The sequence below is a fragment of the Christensenella sp. MSJ-20 genome, from assembly GCF_044357945.1.
Lineage (GTDB): Bacteria > Bacillota > Clostridia > Christensenellales > QAND01 > QAND01.
In genome coordinates this window covers 312551-326780 of sequence record NZ_CP076563.1, presented here as the reverse complement: position 1 = coordinate 326780, position 14230 = coordinate 312551, and the positions used below count along the sequence as shown (strand labels likewise).

Genomic DNA, 14230 nt, shown 5'->3' with positions numbered 1-14230 from the left:
ACGCCTCTCCTTTATTTTATCCCTATAACAGGGCGATTATTTTGCTAAAATTCAATTCCCTGGTCTTGTTCATCACTAGAAATAAATCCACAATGGCCCAAACACCGCATCCGCCGGCAGTCAGCAACTTCAGCACTCCCATGGCGGGCTCCTCCAACATAAACCGATCGATACCCAGCGTTCCCACGAACAGCGATACGATCAAAATTACGGTGGGATCCTTCAACTGAACCATGGACATCCGCATAAAGGTATCGTCATCCATCTGAAGCAGCCGTTCACGCAGAAACATGATCCGCTCCGCCGGAAAATACTTTTGGTTCATCATCAAATACAAATCGACTTTTTGCTTATCCAAGGACAGAACTCCCTCCTCCAGCTTCGGCGTTTCCTATCGCCGTTAATAGCATAACATAAGCGCTGTCTAGCAACCATTAAGTATTCATAAAGTTATAGCTGGAGCAGCCGCAGAATGTAGACGAGGATCATCAGGGCCGCCACAAATCCCATTCCCCAGTGGATAGCCCGCTGATAACGCGGAAACAGCCCTTGATGAAACCCCAGCCAAAGGACGGCTAGCAATGGAAGGGTCAGCGGATGATACGCAAAGGACGCGGCAAAGTCCAGCCGCAGCAACGCTCCAAGGGATCGGGTCATACCGCAGGCGGGACAAGGAATCCCCAGAACGCGCCGGAACGGACAACCGATTCCCATAACCTTCAATAGATAAAAAGCCAGCGCAAGAACGGCAAAATAGCCCAAATGCCGATAAAATAGCCTGGATCCTTGTACTTTCCGTTTTGCTACCATCACCTTATTGATCTCAAAGGGGGTCCCCCCTGTCAAAGGGTGCTCGCATAAACGCATCCAGCTCCCCCTGATTTTTTAACACCACGGTCTTTTCGCCATATCGTTCCAGAATCTCGTCATAATGGGCCCGGGCAGCCCTATCCCGCCCCCGATACAGGATCCACCAAGCAAAGGCAAGGTCAAACTTCTCCTGACAACCAGGCGCCATACTTTCCCGGGTGGTGTTGCGGTACCGGCAATACCGGGACCAGGCCCGCCGAAAACAGCTCCAGCGGGAAAATCGAAGGAAGATGATCCAATCCGCCTGTGCCAGCCGCTCCTCCTGCAGGAACTGACGGTAGTTTCCATCGATCACCCATTCCGGTTGCTCCATAAAGCGCGCAGCCATAGCAACGCCCTCTTCCCGATTTCGCTCCTTCCAGTTGGCCTCAAACTGAACCGTATCCAGATAGAGTACCGGGATGCCAAAACGATTGCCCAGAAAAGCGGCCAAGGTGGACTTTCCGCTTCCGCTATACCCGATTATCGCAATCCGCATCCTCCGCCTTCCTCCTTTTTCGTTTCCACATCCACTTTACAGAGAATCTCATCATAACAGCCCCTTCCCACACAGTCAAATAGGAGGGCGATTCCCATTATCACCAGGCACGCAAAGCATGTTCCGCTTAGCTTAACAAAGCAAGGCGCGCCCCAAAAGCGGACACAGGTTCCACCTAGCGATGCTATGCAAAAAGACGCCCGCCCTTTCGCGCAGACATCAAAATATGGCACTCCACTTTGAGGAATTGCCATATCGGGCGCAGCAACTTGCCTCTGAGAAGCGTTGACGAAAAAGACACCTCCACTAAACGCAAGGAACAGACAAATAGCTGAACCTTGAGCGCAAATTGCGTCCAGGCTCAGCCTGGTACGAATCTCATAACAACAAACTTGGATTTGAATACAAAAATATCGCGAACCATCCAAAGATGATTCGCGATATTGAGTGCAGGCTCAGCCTGCTGGTGCCGCTGATCGGACTTGAACCGATACGGGGTCGCCCCCGAGGGATTTTAAGTCCCTTGTGTCTGCCGATTCCACCACAGCGGCGCATTATGATAGCAAGCATCCCGCTTCGCGCCCGATTTTATTAAGGCGCGGGACTGGGAGAAGGGGTGGGCGCAGGCGTGCCAGTGGCGCCGCCGTCGCCGTGATCCTTCTGCTGGCTTTCCTGATAGCTCTTATATTCTTCCCGGGTTAGAGAATCCTTAAGCCAATAGCTGTAATAGGGGTTCTCCCAGACGGTTCCATCCGAAAACGTCGCCTTAACCACGCATCCCTTGGCCTTTAGGGGATATGCGCCCGTTACATCCTTGTTCAGCGGAATATCCATATCATCGCCGCAGGAATCTTCCGGTTCCAGCACACATTCCCGGCTGTTGAAATAGACCGGGCCCACCCCATCCACGAACTTCATATTGGCGTCCTTCTCGTCGGTCAAAGTATATGCAAACGTCACAGCCTGGATGGTCCGTTCAGGATCCTGATTTTTGCAAACGATCCGCAGAACCGGCCCCGCGCTCTCCTCATCAGGAGTCACGATCAACGCGTCCGTAACGGCAGCCAGCTGCTGCTCCGCCGCGGCGGCAGCTTCCGCCTCATACTGGTTTTGCTTCTCCTGGTAGTCAGCAACATCCTTCTGGGCCTGCTGATAATTCTCGTCCTCGGGAATCATCTTCTGCAGTTCCAGAATCGCTAAAGCATAATATCCTTCCCCATACAGGGTCTGCGCCTCGGTATAAGCTGCGCGAGAGCTGTGGAGAGACTCCACAAAATAAAGGGCCTGCTGAATCTGATCATTCAACAGTGGAAATCCCTGCATGTCAGACAAAATGGTTTTGATCTCCTCATACCTGGTTTCATCCGTGCGATAGGCGGAAACAAGCTCCTCCAGGCGCTGCTGGATCAACGGCGTAATTTCGTTTACCCGCCGGCTGCTCTTCTCAATATCCCGCTGATAGATGGCCGTAGCCTCTTCAAAGCGATTGTTTAAAAAAGCATCCATACAGGCGTCCACAGGATTGTCCAAAGAGGTGATCAAAATAACGCCGGCCACCAACAGCGTCAGCACAACGCCCAAAACGATAAACTTCCGTAAATGGGACTTTTTCACTATTTCAGCACCGCAGCCGGGACACCGATCCACGTCTTTGGGCACTTTTTGCTTACATTGCGGGCATTTCATCCGATTGAAAATCTCCCAACTCATTTGGCAAAAATATCACTTTATTTTATCATACATTATGAAAAAGAAAAGCCCCATTGTAAATCCAATCCCTCTGGCAGCCCTTTTCACGGAATGCCGTCCTTCCTTCCCACCGAAAAAAATTCGCAAACCGCAAAAAAGCGGTTTGCGAATTGGGAGCGGCAAGTTGCCGCTGGTGATCCATCGGGGACTCGAACCCCGGACACCCTGATTAAAAGTCGGTATTTTTCGGGCTCTAAATCCCCTTAAATAAAGGTTTTAGGGCCTCTGGAGAGTAACGGGGATGTAGTAGTGTTTTATTTTTTTACGTTATACTACCTCTGAGCAATCCCTAAGATATCCTTTAGAGCTGTTTCAAGTACCCTAGAATAATTGATCCCCATGGCGCTATGCTCCGCCGCTTCTTTGAGCCATGCCGGGAGGGTGAGGGTTGTCTTTACCCTCTTATTATCCAGCTCATCCTTTACCATATCAGGAAATACTGAGACAGGCGCTACCAGGTATCCCGCTGCCGTATCGGGATCAACCATAGGCGCCTCGGCGGGAACCGGTATTTCTTCCCCGTCCTTCTCCATTCCATACAAATGAAGCCCCAAGGCCTCCTCCGCCCCTTTCATGGCTGCTTTGAAATCCTCCCCAAAGCTTACGCAGCCCGGGAGGTCCGGAAAGTAAACGCTATACCCGCCATCTTCGGAAGGCTCAAACACTGCAAAATAGGTCGCTTTTCGCATATCCTTATCCCCTTTCTTGTCATATCAGGCAAAGGGCTCTCATTTGAGCCCTGCCTGCTTTAGGATGGAGTTCAATGTTCCAGGTGGGATATCCCCCGTGTGACTTGGCACCGTAACCTTTCCGGGCTTGGTCGGATGCCTTAGCTGGATATGTGATCCTCTCGTTCGCTCTGGAATCTCCCTCCAGCCATCATCACGGAGTAGTTTCATTACTTCCCGGTATTTCACATCGTTCCCTCCTTACGCTTATATTATACGTGTATAACGCACGTATGTCAATATTTTTTTACGTATTTTTTACACGTATAATAAAAAAGCCCCCGGATAAACCAGGGGCTTTCATTGATATAACCTATAGGTTATACGTCCATATTTTCATTGCCTACAAGGTTCCGCACCATCTCAAAGGCACCAGTTGCGGCCAGGCCACTTGCTAGGCCGCCCAGAAGAACCTCGGGGGTAAATACCCAGGTGTTCACCCACACATTGATTAGTACCCCTAGACACCCCATAATAAGGGGAATCCATTTGTTGTCCATAGGCAGGAAATGCTTGATGATATATCCTACCGCCAGGCAGATCGCCATTACCAATACCACAATGTAGTCGTTCAGAATTTCCATCACAAATTCCTCCTTAATGTTTCAAGTCCTTGGTGGGGAGGGTATGAACCTTCTCTATCCTAGAATCCATATCTCCATTCCACCCATGGGCCTTGTAATTCAAATACATCTCTTCCAGAATCCGCCGCTCCGATGGGGTGGCGTATCCCTTGTTCAACAACCTCTCGATTTCCTCGGATAGCCTGGCATAAGCCAATAATCGAATGGTGCCAAGGCCTGTCCGCACCTCTTTGATCAGTGCGTCCCTGTCTGCTTTTTCCTCCTTCGCCTCGCCGTCCTTTTTATCAAAGAACCGCTTGATGAAGAACAGCAAAATACCATTGATCCCAAGAACCGAGAGAATCGACAACGCTACTTCCACATCTAATCACCCCCTATTCGATGGTTAGCTGGAATTTGCCAATGGCCTTGCCAAACAGCCCAGCATATCCATCCTGGCCATTCGTAGTCTCGTTGTCATGCTGGAAGGAATAATACCCGCCGCCCACAGGAGCCACCCGGTACTCGGCTTTTTTAAAGGGTCGAATATCATCGGGGGTATAGAAATACACTTGGATGGCGTCGATCACCTTTCCATTCCCGGCGTAACCGTTCACGATATCGTTGATGTTGTATCCAGTTACCCAGGGGAGCCAGTCGCCACCCATCACATGCACCCGGTACTTTACCGACCCATGGGACACCCCGATGGCCACATCGGTAATGGGACTATCCTCCCACCCAGCGTAGTCTGCAAGGTTACATACCTCCGGTAGCCAGCCATGCTTTCGGGTGCGGACCCGATAGAATGCATCAATCTCCTTTGTACTGGGGACAGGAGTAGGGACAGGCCGGGGAGCTTCTCCCCCCATATATGCAGCTACCATGTCCAGGAATCGCTGCCAGCCCATGGCCATAGTACGGTGCGGGCATCCCTTCTCCGGGAAGTAATCATAGTGCCGTGTCACCCTATCAAGGCCCCAGTTGCGCTCTTTCAGTAATTTGGCAATATACTCCGCTGCGTTCTTCTCCGCTTGGATGAACCGTTCGCCGCCGCTCTTGCTATAACAGATTTCAATGGCAATTCCCTGCCGGTTCCCCGGGCCATTCCCATCGGTGGCGTTCCAGGTGTTGCGGTCAAAAGGTGAACATCGGATGATCTCCTTGTCGTCAACAGCAGCGTGGAATCCCCCCAGCTTTAGGTTGCCCTGCATATCTTGGCGCCGTACATATACGACCCACTGGAGGATACTCGGCCGATATAAACCTCCACCGTCAGTGGACTGGTGTTGTTCGCGATATCGGCAGAACCCTCCGTTACCACCAGCCTGTGGGTCCAGACACTACTAGACGTACTGCCTGTAATCGTTGCCATCGCTACTCACCCCACCTTCGTCAAAGAAATATTGCCATTTTCCCGCGGGATAAAGGCCACGGGCCCTATCCGCAGAGAGTGCAGAAAATGGCCGTCAAGGACCACTAGCTGTTTGTTGGAGAAATAGGCTACCTCGGCGCCTCCATCCAGAAAACTGATTCGGTCATTCTCTTGCCGTAGAACCAGCTCGCTTCCCTTCTCACCCAGAATGATATTGCCGTTTTCAAACCGGATGTATTCCTCAAAGAGTTGAAACTGTTCCCGCGTATCCGCGTCATTGGCGTCCACCATAGCCCGCAGCTCCGTAAACTGAAAGGTGAAGCTATCCGAAAGCTGGGTCATACTGGTGCTGACAAGCTCAGTTACCTGATCTTGGGTCACAGCGCTCTCGGAGACTTCTGTCCGGATTGCTTCGGCTGTCTGTTCGATCAAAGAGGTTAAAATCGGACGCACTACCCACAGTGCCAAACGGCTCTCCGTCATGGAGCTTTTGTACAGACAACAGGCCACAACCGATACCCTTTTTCACGTTGCTGTATCCGTAGAAGTTAATGGCTGCCCGGCCATAGCATCCGCTGTACACCTCCCCAGGATCAGTGATTTCGTTGCGGAAGGCATCAACAATAACAGGCCTCTGAGTTTCCCGGGCAGAAGCCGAAAGCACCCAACACCCGGCGCATTCGGGGCCGTAGGGATCGCCATTGTCTTTCACCCCATCGCCATCGTGCAATGGATTTACCGGGTTCATGGGTAGGGCGTTAGCCCCGTTACGCTTACAGAAGTTCTCCCTGGCCTCCTTCATCGCTTCTTTGATCTTGCCAACAGTGGCAGTGTCACTTTTGGGAATTAAGAGGGTAATACTATACTTAGGATCACCTCCGGAGATAGGCTCCTTGGGCTCAAAAATCTGTACATACGAAAACCTAACTTTTCCGGTCACTACTTTAGTTGCCATTATTCGTTGTCTCCTTTATTTGTAGTCCAAAGTGGTTCTGGGGTTATTTGATACGCATTTGCGTGGAGTAAGTCACGGATGAGGTCTATAGCTTCTTTTGTAGTTGAAAGCAAAATCAGATCACAGGGTTCTTTGGCACCTATTTTTTTAGGCGTATTAAAGATCCCTCCGTGAAATCTTTTAGATTGATCACCGCTTGGTCTCCTCCTCAAAGTCTTTTACTGCTTCGGCCACCCGGTTATATGCGGGCCGTTTATCAGTCTCAGGTGCAATAATCGGTGATCCTGGTGTCCGGGTAACTAGATCGGCTAACAGCTCCGCGGTCTTTTTCTTTCCAATCGCCTTGTCCAGTGCAGCAGGGCTCAGCAGTTTGGTCTCGGTGTAGTCCTCCAGGCTGTACCCTTCGGCCTTCAGCTTCTCAGCCACGGCCAACTCGTCGGACCATTTACGGTTGCCCATCTTGCCCTCTACCACCTTGTACCCCGGAATCTCGCCGCCCTGGATCAGAGTATCCATAGCCTGGGCTTTGACCCGTTTCAGCCAGAGGGTGATCATGGGCTCCATGGCAAGAATGTCTGCTACCTCATACGGCGCCAGCACCTTTACCCCTAACCTCCCGGTGTAGGTACGCACATACTCAGTACAGGCCTTGGTTAGTTTCCGGCATCGCCCAGCATGTGGACAAAACCGGCAATGCTCCCCCTCTTTATAAGCCCCCTTACCCTTAGCGGCCTTAGCCGCGGTTGGTTTAACGGTCTTCTCCGCCCAACTCAACAGCTCCGCAGCGGGCAACTCATACACGCTGATGTTGTTCATACGGGGCTGATAGATTTGCTGCGCTCGTAGTCTCACTGTTGGTTCTGCTCGGTGTTGGGTGTTCAGGAGGAGCTTCAACTGCGGTTAACAAGTACGCAGACATCGACCCGCTTGGTTTCTTGTCCAATAATGTATCTGACATGAGTATTAACGAGGTTAAGAAGTTTAACTCCAAATTTGTTGAGGACGACCCGGAATATCTATACTATGATGGCACGGTCACATATTTTGAAAAACCCGGAAACGCCATAATCGCATTAGATGGTCACGAAATAGCCCGCGCCGGATACTCTGTTCTCTGCTCGGATGAAAGCGCAAGCGAAACCGCTTTTTATTGTATGGAAATTATTGAGGCAACCGCTGATCATTTTGGTAATTATGAAGTTAGTATGAGGTATCCCGGTTGGACTAAAAGTAATACACTCGAAGAAGCTGATCTTTTATCATACATACTCGCATACAGGGAAAATATGGATTGCTCCCCAATTTGTTCTATTGATTGGGACGAGGCGACGATTATCATCACACCCTTGTCTACAGCGACTATGGTCTCTATGTATTTGAACTGAAAAAAAAGGGACCGCCTCCTGCTGCAACAGGAGAACGGTCAGGGTATAGCAAAAGCACCTTTGGGCGGGTGAGCTTTGCTATACCCTGAATATAGCATATTTAGGGGTGAAAACACAATGGTTTGTAAGAAATGTGGTGTCGAGCTGCCCCCGAAGGCGGTCTTCTGTTTCGCCTGCGGCGTCCGGCAAGAGCCGGTCCGGCAGAAACGCCGGCGTGGAAACGGCGAAGGCACCGTCTATAAACGGGGAGCGAGCTGGTGTTGCGAGCGGACCTTCGGTTATACCCCCACGGGCCGGGTCATGGCAAAAAAGGCTGGCTTTAAAACCAAAAGAGAAGCCCTGGAGTACCTTCCAAAACTCCAGGACCCGCGCATCCTAAAACCCATACGGCGAAAGTCCACCCAGATTCCTCTCAAAGAGCTTTACGACCTATGGCTGCCCACGCACCAGGCTTCCCCTAAAACGCTGGAGGGATACCGGGCGGCGTTCTCGGTGTTCAAGCCTATCTGGCAGAACAGCATGGAGAACATGGACATAGACGACCTCCAGGAGTGCCTGGATGATTTCGCGCCCAAGAAAGGAACATCGGGCAAACGCACCCGACAGATCGCAAAAACCTGCCTTGGCCTGGTGTATAAATACGGTATCCCCCGGGGTTATGTCCCCGCCAATCTGGCTGGAGAAGCTAACCTTGCAAAATTCCTCAAGGTGAGGACCGGGGAGACCTCCACAAAAGTGGGATTCAACAGCAAAGAGTTGGAGCAAATAAAAGCCAACATAGACCGGGTCCCCTATGCGGACTATATCTATTGCGCCTGCTACCTGGGTTTCCGCCCTAGCGCCTTCCTCAAGTTGGATGTAGCCAACTACAACCGGAAAGAAAAAGCCATTACAGGGGGGATCAAAACCGAGGCCGGCATCAACCGTACTGTGACCATATCCCCCAAAATCCAGCCTATCATCGACCGCCTGACCTGCGATAGGATTGCAGGGCCCCTGTTCTGCGCTCCAGACGGCTCCCAGTTGGCTTTGAAGGAGTACCGCGGGTATTTCTATGAGGCCCTTGAACAAATCGGCATATCGAATCCTACGGACGAATACGGGCGACACAGGATCACGCCCCACTCCTGCCGGCACACCTTCGCCACTCTTTTGAAATCCGTGTCCGCTCCCGATCGGGATAAACTGGAACTTATCGGGCATACCTCGGAGGAGATGCTGCGGTATTACCAGGACGTCTCCCTCTCCGATCTGCGACGCATCACTGACGCCCTTTGAGAGTGTAACACGGGGTGTAATGGAATAAGATTTTACAATATTTTATGATATTTCTGTTCCTAAAATTAAAAACAAAAAAACCCCGAGAAGCCTTTATTCTCGGGGGTTTTGGGGTGGTGATCCATCGGGGACTCGAACCCCGGACACCCTGATTAAAAGTCAGGTGCTCTACCAACTGAGCTAATGGATCCCATGGCTGGGGTGGCTGGATTCGAACCAACGCATGCGGGAGTCAAAGTCCCGTGCCTTACCGCTTGGCTACACCCCACGGTGAGGGAAGGATTCTAGCGGCCTGGGGTTTCAAGAGATACCCGCCACCAGCGGCACATCTTGGAAGCTTGTCTGCCAAAGAAAAAATGGGGTGAGTAGTGGGGTTCGAACCCACGACCTCCAGGGCCACAACCTGGCACTCTAACCAGCTGAGCTATACCCACCATGTGCAAATTGGCGCGCCTGCAGGGATTTGAACCCCGGACCCACGGCTTAGAAGGCCGTTGCTCTATCCACTGAGCTACAGGCGCACAAGCTACGCACGTTAGTATAAAACAAACCCGGTAACCTGTCAATGAAATTTATGGGCTATATCTCATAAAAATCCGCGGATGGGTTTCCCTCCCGGTCCACCGTCAGCAAAAGATAGCCGGGATTCCCCTGCCGGGGGGATAAAAGGCTGCCGGGATTCAAAAACAGACAGCCGCCGTCAACAAAGCAATCCGCGCGATGGGTATGGCCAAAACAGCAGACCCGCGCTTCCCGCTCCTGGGCCGCCAGGGTCAGCTGAAGGTACCCGGCCTTCACCCGATAGCGATGTCCATGGGTTAAAAACACGCGGCATCCGTTGATGTTCAAAAGCCGGTCCTCCGGTTCTTCGGCAGCCCAAAGATCGCAGTTCCCCCGGACAGAAACGACGGGGATGCCGCTTTCCTCCTCCAAATAACGGCCATCGGTAACAAAATCCCCCATGTGAAAGATAGCGTCAGGCCGGCGCTCCATCTCGGCGATGCGGGATAACAGCTTTTGCAGGGCTTTTTCATCTCCGTGGCTATCGGAAACCAGGACAACCCCGTAGGTAGCTCCCATTATTTCATCAGCTCCTCGCGCAGAGCTAGAAGCGCGCGGCTCCGGTGGCTAATGGCGTTTTTGGTCTCCTCGTCCATTTCGCCATAGGTCTGCCGGTAGGTTTCATCATAGAAAAGGGGATCGTACCCAAAACCGCCCGCTCCCCGGGGCTCCGTCAGGATGACGCCGGGGGACTCTCCCCGTACCACGATCAATCGTCCTCCCTTTTGCGCGAGAGCCACTGCCGAAACAAACCGAGCCTGACGTTGGTCGACAGGTACGCGTTCAAGAGCTTCCAGTAGTTTTTTGTTGTTCGCTTCATCGGTACCCTCCTCGGAATACCGGGCGGAATACACCCCAGGCGCCCCGTCCAGGGCGTCCACGCAGAGGCCGGAGTCATCGGCGAGGGCGTCCATGCCAAAAGACATGCGGCCCGCCACCGCCTTTTTGACGGCGTTGGCCTCGAAGGTATCCCCATCCTCCACCACTTCAAAGGGATGATCCATATCCCGTGGGGTGTAGAACTCATCGTAAAAATCACCCAGTATGGCTTTGATCTCCCTTATTTTGCCCTGATTGTTGCTGGCTATGAATATTTTTCTCATTTTGCTCCCCCCACTTTGCCCAGCGCGCGGTCCTGGGCTTCAAAAATCTCAAAGATGCCGCCCTTAGCAAGGGCTAGCATCTCGGTCATCTGCACAAAGGTAAAGGGATGCTGCTCCCCTGTCCCCTGAACCTCCGCAATCCCCCCGTCCCGGGTCATAACCACGTTAAGGTCCACCTCAGCGTTGCTGTCCTCCGCGTAGCAGAGATCCAAAACATAACCGCCTTGCACCATCCCAACGCTGACGGCTCCAATGTTCCGGTCGTTGGGCGGCAGAGGCAGCTTGTCCGCCTCATGAAGCTTCCGCAAAAGATCATACACGGCGCAATAGGCCCCCGATATGGCTGCGGTGCGGGTGCCGCCGTCGGCGTCCAAAACGTCGCAGTCCACCCGGATGGTATACTCCCCCAAAGCGGAAAGGTCAAATCCACTCCGAAGGCTCCGGCCGATGAGCCGGGAGATCTCCACGCCCCGTCCGTCCTTGCGCAGGCCATCCCGCTGCTTGCGCCGAGGGGTGGAAGCGGGCAGCATGGCGTATTCCGCCGTGATCCATCCGCCCTTTCCCATCCGAAACTCCGGGACTCCCTCTTCCGCCATGGCGGACACCAGAACCCGGGTATTCCCAAAGGACGCCAGGCAGCTGGCGTGGGCGTTTTTCAGGTAATCCATGGTAAAGGCGATTGGACGCATCTGTAAGGCTTCCACGAGCATTCTCCCATTCTTTTGTTTTTTTGTGATTCTTATATTATAATCCATGTGGAATACAAGGCAATGCTTTTCTTTGGAGGAATCCTATGACCCATATGGACGGCGTAGCTCTCTACGCCATGACCCAGGAGCTGATGAAGACCCTGGACAACGGCCGGATCGAACGCATCTCCCGCTCCGGCAAATACGAGTATACCCTGGTGGTTCGGGCCAACAACAAAAATCATCGGCTGCTGCTTTCCGCCGATCCCGAATCCGCCCGGCTTCATCTCACCGAAAAAGGAGCGGAAAACCGGGAGCAAACGCCTCCGCCCTTTTTGATGCTGCTCCGCAAGCATCTGGCCAAAGGACGGATCACCTCCATCGCCATGGACACCCTGGACCGGGTGGTCACGCTTGAGGTGCTTTCCGCCAACGAGCTGGGAGACCTCTGCCCATATCGTCTGATTTTAGAGGTGATGGGCAAGCACAGCAATCTCATCCTGGTGGACGAGAAGGGAACGGTCATCGACGCCGCAAAACGGGTCTACGCCGATATGTCCCGGGTACGGACGGTGCTCCCGGGGGACGATTACCTGCCCCCGCCCTCTCAGGAGAAGGACTCTCCCCTCACCCTGGACTTCTCCGCCTACCTGGCAGCGCATTCCCAATGGGGCAAGCGGGCCGCAGCAGCCTTAACCGCCGGCTGCCTAGGGGTATCCCCACACACCGCCCGGATGCTTTGCCAGCTGGCCGGCCTGTCGCCCGATGCCTCCCTTCCCCTTTCCCCCGGGGATGCCGGCGCCCTTTCTGCCGCTTGCACAGCCTTCTTCTCCCGTCTTCGGGAGAGCCAACTGGAACCTGGCATCCTAACTCACGGGGAGGAATGGCTGGCGGTATTTCCCCAGCCGGTGCCAGACTACGGTTTTCTTCCCTATCCCACCTTAAGCCAGGCCTATGACGCCTATTATACCCAATGCTTGGCCCAAAAGCAGCTTGTTTCCTCCAAAGCCGCGCTCACCGCTTCGGTATCCGACCATCTGGACCGGCTCTATAAACGCCTATCCATCCAAAACGATGTTCTGCTCTCCTCCCAAAACCAAGAGGAGGAGCAGCACCTTGGGGAATTGATTCTGGCCTATCTGCACGAGATTCCCCGGGGAGCGGATCGATGGGTGGTAAACGATTACCTGACGGGGGAGGATCGAGCATTGAAACTGGACCCTACTCAGACCCCCCAGGAGAACGCCCAGCGGTACTTTAAGCGTTCCGCCCGGAAGAAGGCCGCCGCCAAGGCGGCCCAAGCCCAGAAGGGGGAGATCGAGCCCCAGGTGGCGTATCTCCAGTCGGTGCTGCTTTCCATCGACACCGCGGGTACCTCCACTGAGCTGGGAGAGATTCGGGAGGAGCTGCGGGAGGCAGGCTATCTCCGCCAATCCCCCGGCAGCAAGAAAGGGGAAAAACAGCAGCAGTCCCAGCCGGTACGCTTTCGCTCCCCCGATGGGATCGAAATCCTGGTGGGACGCAACAACCGCCAGAACGATCTTCTGGCCACACGTATCGCCCGGAGCACCGACATCTGGCTTCACGTCCAGGGAATGCCGGGAAGCCATGTGGTGGTTCGCCATCGGGCGCCTCTCCCCAGCGATACCATGGTGGCGGCCCTCAACATCGCCGCCTACTACAGCAGGGGGCGGAATTCCAGCAACGTGCCGGTGGATGTAACCGCCATCAAAAACGTTCGCAAGCCGGCGGGCAGCAAGCCGGGCTATGTGATCTTTACCCAACAAAAGACCTATTTCATCACCCCCGATGAAAAGCTGGTGAAATCCCTTTTAGCGGATCGACAGGAATAGCATCCACAACACAGCAAAAAGGACGGCGCTATGCCGTCCTTTCGTTTTCTAGAATCCGCCGCAGCCCCCGTTCCGCCACCAGACAGAGCGCCCATTTCACAATATCGCCCGGTAATGTAAGGAGGCATCCCGTCATCAGAGCGGCGTCCGCCGTCATGGGTATGCCCACAGCCCGGCTCATCAGCCAGAAGTATGGCAGGCCCGGTAGATAAACCGCTAGGAATCCCAATCCACTGGCCGCGGCCGGGCCCCAGGGACGAAGCCGCCAGCGAGAATAGAGGCTGCCTGCCACATAGGCCCCTAGGATCATTCCAAGCAAATAGCCAAAGGAAGGTCTCATGACATAGGCCACGCCTCCCCCTCCTCCGGAAAACACCGGCAAACCCGCAAGGCCCAGCGCCACGTACGCCGCTACCGACGCGGCTCCTCTCTTCCCTCCAAGTGCAAGGCCGCTCAGGGTGGTAAAGAGGGTCTGCAAGGTGATGGATAACTGGGGCAGCGGCAGGGTGATCCAGCCGCCGACGCAGCAGAGGGCGGCGAAGAGACCGCAGAGGACCAGACTACGGATGGTTTCATGTCGCATGTTGATTCCCCTTCCCAGTTTTTCTTAGAATACCGGCCTTTAATAGAATTGTCAATATAT

General features: G+C 53.5%; 20 protein-coding genes and 5 tRNA genes. 3 read left to right on the top strand and 22 right to left on the bottom strand.

Annotated features, from left to right (window positions below; genetic code table 11):
• Positions 1 to 22: 22 nt before the first annotated feature.
• From KP626_RS01635 to KP626_RS01570, 14 genes are all read right to left on the bottom strand, one after another.
• Positions 23 to 358 carry a TM2 domain-containing protein gene (locus tag KP626_RS01635; RefSeq protein WP_395977710.1) on the bottom strand — a complete coding sequence of 112 codons (336 nt, stop codon included), beginning with the start codon at positions 356 to 358 and terminating at the stop codon, positions 23 to 25.
• A 92-nt stretch (positions 359 to 450) separates the two neighbouring features.
• The gene (locus tag KP626_RS01630) at positions 451 to 867 is read right to left on the bottom strand and encodes a DUF2752 domain-containing protein (RefSeq protein WP_395977708.1); all 417 of its coding nucleotides are present in this window, start codon (positions 865 to 867) and stop codon (positions 451 to 453) included.
• Positions 824 to 1348, bottom strand: a complete 525-nt coding sequence (locus KP626_RS01625) for a DNA topology modulation protein (RefSeq protein WP_395977706.1) — start codon at positions 1346 to 1348, stop codon at positions 824 to 826. Before KP626_RS01625 ends, KP626_RS01630 begins: the two co-directional genes overlap by 44 nt.
• A gap of 464 nt (positions 1349 to 1812) precedes the next feature.
• Positions 1813 to 1899 (bottom strand) — tRNA-Leu (locus tag KP626_RS01620).
• A 40-nt stretch (positions 1900 to 1939) separates the two neighbouring features.
• The gene (locus KP626_RS01615) at positions 1940 to 3034 is read right to left on the bottom strand and encodes a DUF5780 domain-containing protein (RefSeq protein ID WP_395977704.1); all 1095 of its coding nucleotides are present in this window, start codon (positions 3032 to 3034) and stop codon (positions 1940 to 1942) included.
• Between the two features lie 335 nt (positions 3035 to 3369).
• The gene (locus KP626_RS01610) at positions 3370 to 3786 is read right to left on the bottom strand and encodes a type II toxin-antitoxin system HicB family antitoxin (RefSeq protein WP_395977702.1); all 417 of its coding nucleotides are present in this window, start codon (positions 3784 to 3786) and stop codon (positions 3370 to 3372) included.
• Between the two features lie 39 nt (positions 3787 to 3825).
• The gene (locus KP626_RS01605) at positions 3826 to 4014 is read right to left on the bottom strand and encodes a type II toxin-antitoxin system HicA family toxin (protein WP_395977700.1); all 189 of its coding nucleotides are present in this window, start codon (positions 4012 to 4014) and stop codon (positions 3826 to 3828) included.
• 131 nt (positions 4015 to 4145) lie between these two features.
• Positions 4146 to 4409 (bottom strand): phage holin family protein, encoded by a 264-nt coding sequence (locus KP626_RS01600; protein WP_395977698.1) that lies wholly within the window; start codon positions 4407 to 4409, stop codon positions 4146 to 4148.
• Positions 4410 to 4422: 13 nt separating this feature from the next.
• Positions 4423 to 4770 (bottom strand): hypothetical protein, encoded by a 348-nt coding sequence (locus KP626_RS01595; RefSeq protein ID WP_395977696.1) that lies wholly within the window; start codon positions 4768 to 4770, stop codon positions 4423 to 4425.
• A 13-nt stretch (positions 4771 to 4783) separates the two neighbouring features.
• The gene (locus KP626_RS01590; protein ID WP_395977694.1) at positions 4784 to 5602 is read right to left on the bottom strand and encodes an N-acetylmuramoyl-L-alanine amidase family protein; all 819 of its coding nucleotides are present in this window, start codon (positions 5600 to 5602) and stop codon (positions 4784 to 4786) included.
• Entirely contained in the window at positions 5587 to 5763 is a 177-nt protein-coding gene (locus tag KP626_RS01585) for a hypothetical protein (RefSeq protein WP_395977692.1), read from the bottom strand. Before KP626_RS01585 ends, KP626_RS01590 begins: the two co-directional genes overlap by 16 nt.
• 6 nt (positions 5764 to 5769) lie before the next feature.
• Positions 5770 to 6144, bottom strand: coding sequence for a hypothetical protein (locus KP626_RS01580; protein WP_395977690.1), 375 nt, complete (start codon positions 6142 to 6144; stop codon positions 5770 to 5772).
• On the bottom strand, positions 6122 to 6718 hold the full coding sequence (locus KP626_RS01575; RefSeq protein WP_395977688.1) for a DUF2815 family protein: 597 nt from the start codon (positions 6716 to 6718) through the stop codon (positions 6122 to 6124). Before KP626_RS01575 ends, KP626_RS01580 begins: the two co-directional genes overlap by 23 nt.
• 189 nt (positions 6719 to 6907) lie before the next feature.
• Positions 6908 to 7570: a DUF2800 domain-containing protein gene (locus KP626_RS01570; RefSeq protein ID WP_395977686.1), complete on the bottom strand. Its 663-nt coding sequence runs from the start codon at positions 7568 to 7570 to the stop codon at positions 6908 to 6910.
• 2 nt (positions 7571 to 7572) lie between these two features.
• On the opposite strand from KP626_RS01570, the gene KP626_RS01565 reads away from it, so the two are divergent.
• Both KP626_RS01565 and KP626_RS01560 read left to right on the top strand, forming a co-directional pair.
• Positions 7573 to 8103, top strand: coding sequence for a hypothetical protein (locus KP626_RS01565; protein ID WP_395977684.1), 531 nt, complete (start codon positions 7573 to 7575; stop codon positions 8101 to 8103).
• 117 nt (positions 8104 to 8220) lie between these two features.
• Entirely contained in the window at positions 8221 to 9381 is a 1161-nt protein-coding gene (locus KP626_RS01560; protein WP_395977682.1) for a tyrosine-type recombinase/integrase, read from the top strand.
• 114 nt (positions 9382 to 9495) lie between these two features.
• On the opposite strand, the gene KP626_RS01555 is transcribed toward KP626_RS01560, so the two are convergent.
• From KP626_RS01555 to rph, 7 genes are all read right to left on the bottom strand, one after another.
• Positions 9496 to 9571, bottom strand: a tRNA-Lys gene (locus KP626_RS01555).
• 3 nt (positions 9572 to 9574) lie between these two features.
• Positions 9575 to 9649, bottom strand: a tRNA-Gln gene (locus tag KP626_RS01550).
• Positions 9650 to 9738: 89 nt separating this feature from the next.
• A tRNA-His gene (locus KP626_RS01545) sits at positions 9739 to 9815 on the bottom strand.
• A gap of 11 nt (positions 9816 to 9826) precedes the next feature.
• A tRNA-Arg gene (locus KP626_RS01540) sits at positions 9827 to 9902 on the bottom strand.
• A 58-nt stretch (positions 9903 to 9960) separates the two neighbouring features.
• Positions 9961 to 10461 (bottom strand): metallophosphoesterase family protein, encoded by a 501-nt coding sequence (locus KP626_RS01535; protein WP_395977680.1) that lies wholly within the window; start codon positions 10459 to 10461, stop codon positions 9961 to 9963.
• Positions 10461 to 11045 carry an RdgB/HAM1 family non-canonical purine NTP pyrophosphatase gene (rdgB, locus tag KP626_RS01530; protein WP_395977678.1) on the bottom strand — a complete coding sequence of 195 codons (585 nt, stop codon included), beginning with the start codon at positions 11043 to 11045 and terminating at the stop codon, positions 10461 to 10463. The genes KP626_RS01535 and rdgB overlap by 1 nt, the downstream gene beginning before the upstream one ends.
• The gene (gene rph, locus KP626_RS01525) at positions 11042 to 11755 is read right to left on the bottom strand and encodes a ribonuclease PH (protein WP_395977676.1); all 714 of its coding nucleotides are present in this window, start codon (positions 11753 to 11755) and stop codon (positions 11042 to 11044) included. The genes rdgB and rph overlap by 4 nt, the downstream gene beginning before the upstream one ends.
• An 83-nt stretch (positions 11756 to 11838) precedes the next feature.
• On the opposite strand from rph, the gene KP626_RS01520 reads away from it, so the two are divergent.
• Complete coding sequence (locus tag KP626_RS01520; RefSeq protein ID WP_395977674.1) at positions 11839 to 13587, top strand: NFACT family protein; 1749 nt, start codon at positions 11839 to 11841, stop codon at positions 13585 to 13587.
• A 28-nt stretch (positions 13588 to 13615) separates the two neighbouring features.
• On the opposite strand, the gene KP626_RS01515 is transcribed toward KP626_RS01520, so the two are convergent.
• A complete protein-coding gene (locus KP626_RS01515; protein ID WP_395977672.1) occupies positions 13616 to 14170 on the bottom strand; it encodes a biotin transporter BioY in 555 nt (184 codons plus the stop codon).
• Between the last annotated feature and the right edge of the window lie 60 nt (positions 14171 to 14230).

Coding starts and splice junctions, on each gene's coding strand:
- KP626_RS01610 (WP_395977702.1), bottom strand. CDS start 3,786: ATGCGAAAAGCGACCTATTTTGCAGTGTTTGAGCCTTCCGAAGATGGC.
- KP626_RS01625 (WP_395977706.1), bottom strand. CDS start 1,348: ATGCGGATTGCGATAATCGGGTATAGCGGAAGCGGAAAGTCCACCTTG.
- KP626_RS01575 (WP_395977688.1), bottom strand. CDS start 6,718: ATGGCAACTAAAGTAGTGACCGGAAAAGTTAGGTTTTCGTATGTACAG.
- KP626_RS01515 (WP_395977672.1), bottom strand. CDS start 14,170: ATGCGACATGAAACCATCCGTAGTCTGGTCCTCTGCGGTCTCTTCGCC.
- rdgB (WP_395977678.1), bottom strand. CDS start 11,045: ATGAGAAAAATATTCATAGCCAGCAACAATCAGGGCAAAATAAGGGAG.
- KP626_RS01600 (WP_395977698.1), bottom strand. CDS start 4,409: ATGGAAATTCTGAACGACTACATTGTGGTATTGGTAATGGCGATCTGC.
- KP626_RS01535 (WP_395977680.1), bottom strand. CDS start 10,461: ATGGGAGCTACCTACGGGGTTGTCCTGGTTTCCGATAGCCACGGAGAT.
- KP626_RS01520 (WP_395977674.1), top strand. CDS start 11,839: ATGACCCATATGGACGGCGTAGCTCTCTACGCCATGACCCAGGAGCTG.
- KP626_RS01630 (WP_395977708.1), bottom strand. CDS start 867: ATGCGTTTATGCGAGCACCCTTTGACAGGGGGGACCCCCTTTGAGATC.
- rph (WP_395977676.1), bottom strand. CDS start 11,755: ATGCTCGTGGAAGCCTTACAGATGCGTCCAATCGCCTTTACCATGGAT.
- KP626_RS01560 (WP_395977682.1), top strand. CDS start 8,221: ATGGTTTGTAAGAAATGTGGTGTCGAGCTGCCCCCGAAGGCGGTCTTC.
- KP626_RS01585 (WP_395977692.1), bottom strand. CDS start 5,763: ATGGCAACGATTACAGGCAGTACGTCTAGTAGTGTCTGGACCCACAGG.
- KP626_RS01590 (WP_395977694.1), bottom strand. CDS start 5,602: ATGCAGGGCAACCTAAAGCTGGGGGGATTCCACGCTGCTGTTGACGAC.
- KP626_RS01615 (WP_395977704.1), bottom strand. CDS start 3,034: ATGAAATGCCCGCAATGTAAGCAAAAAGTGCCCAAAGACGTGGATCGG.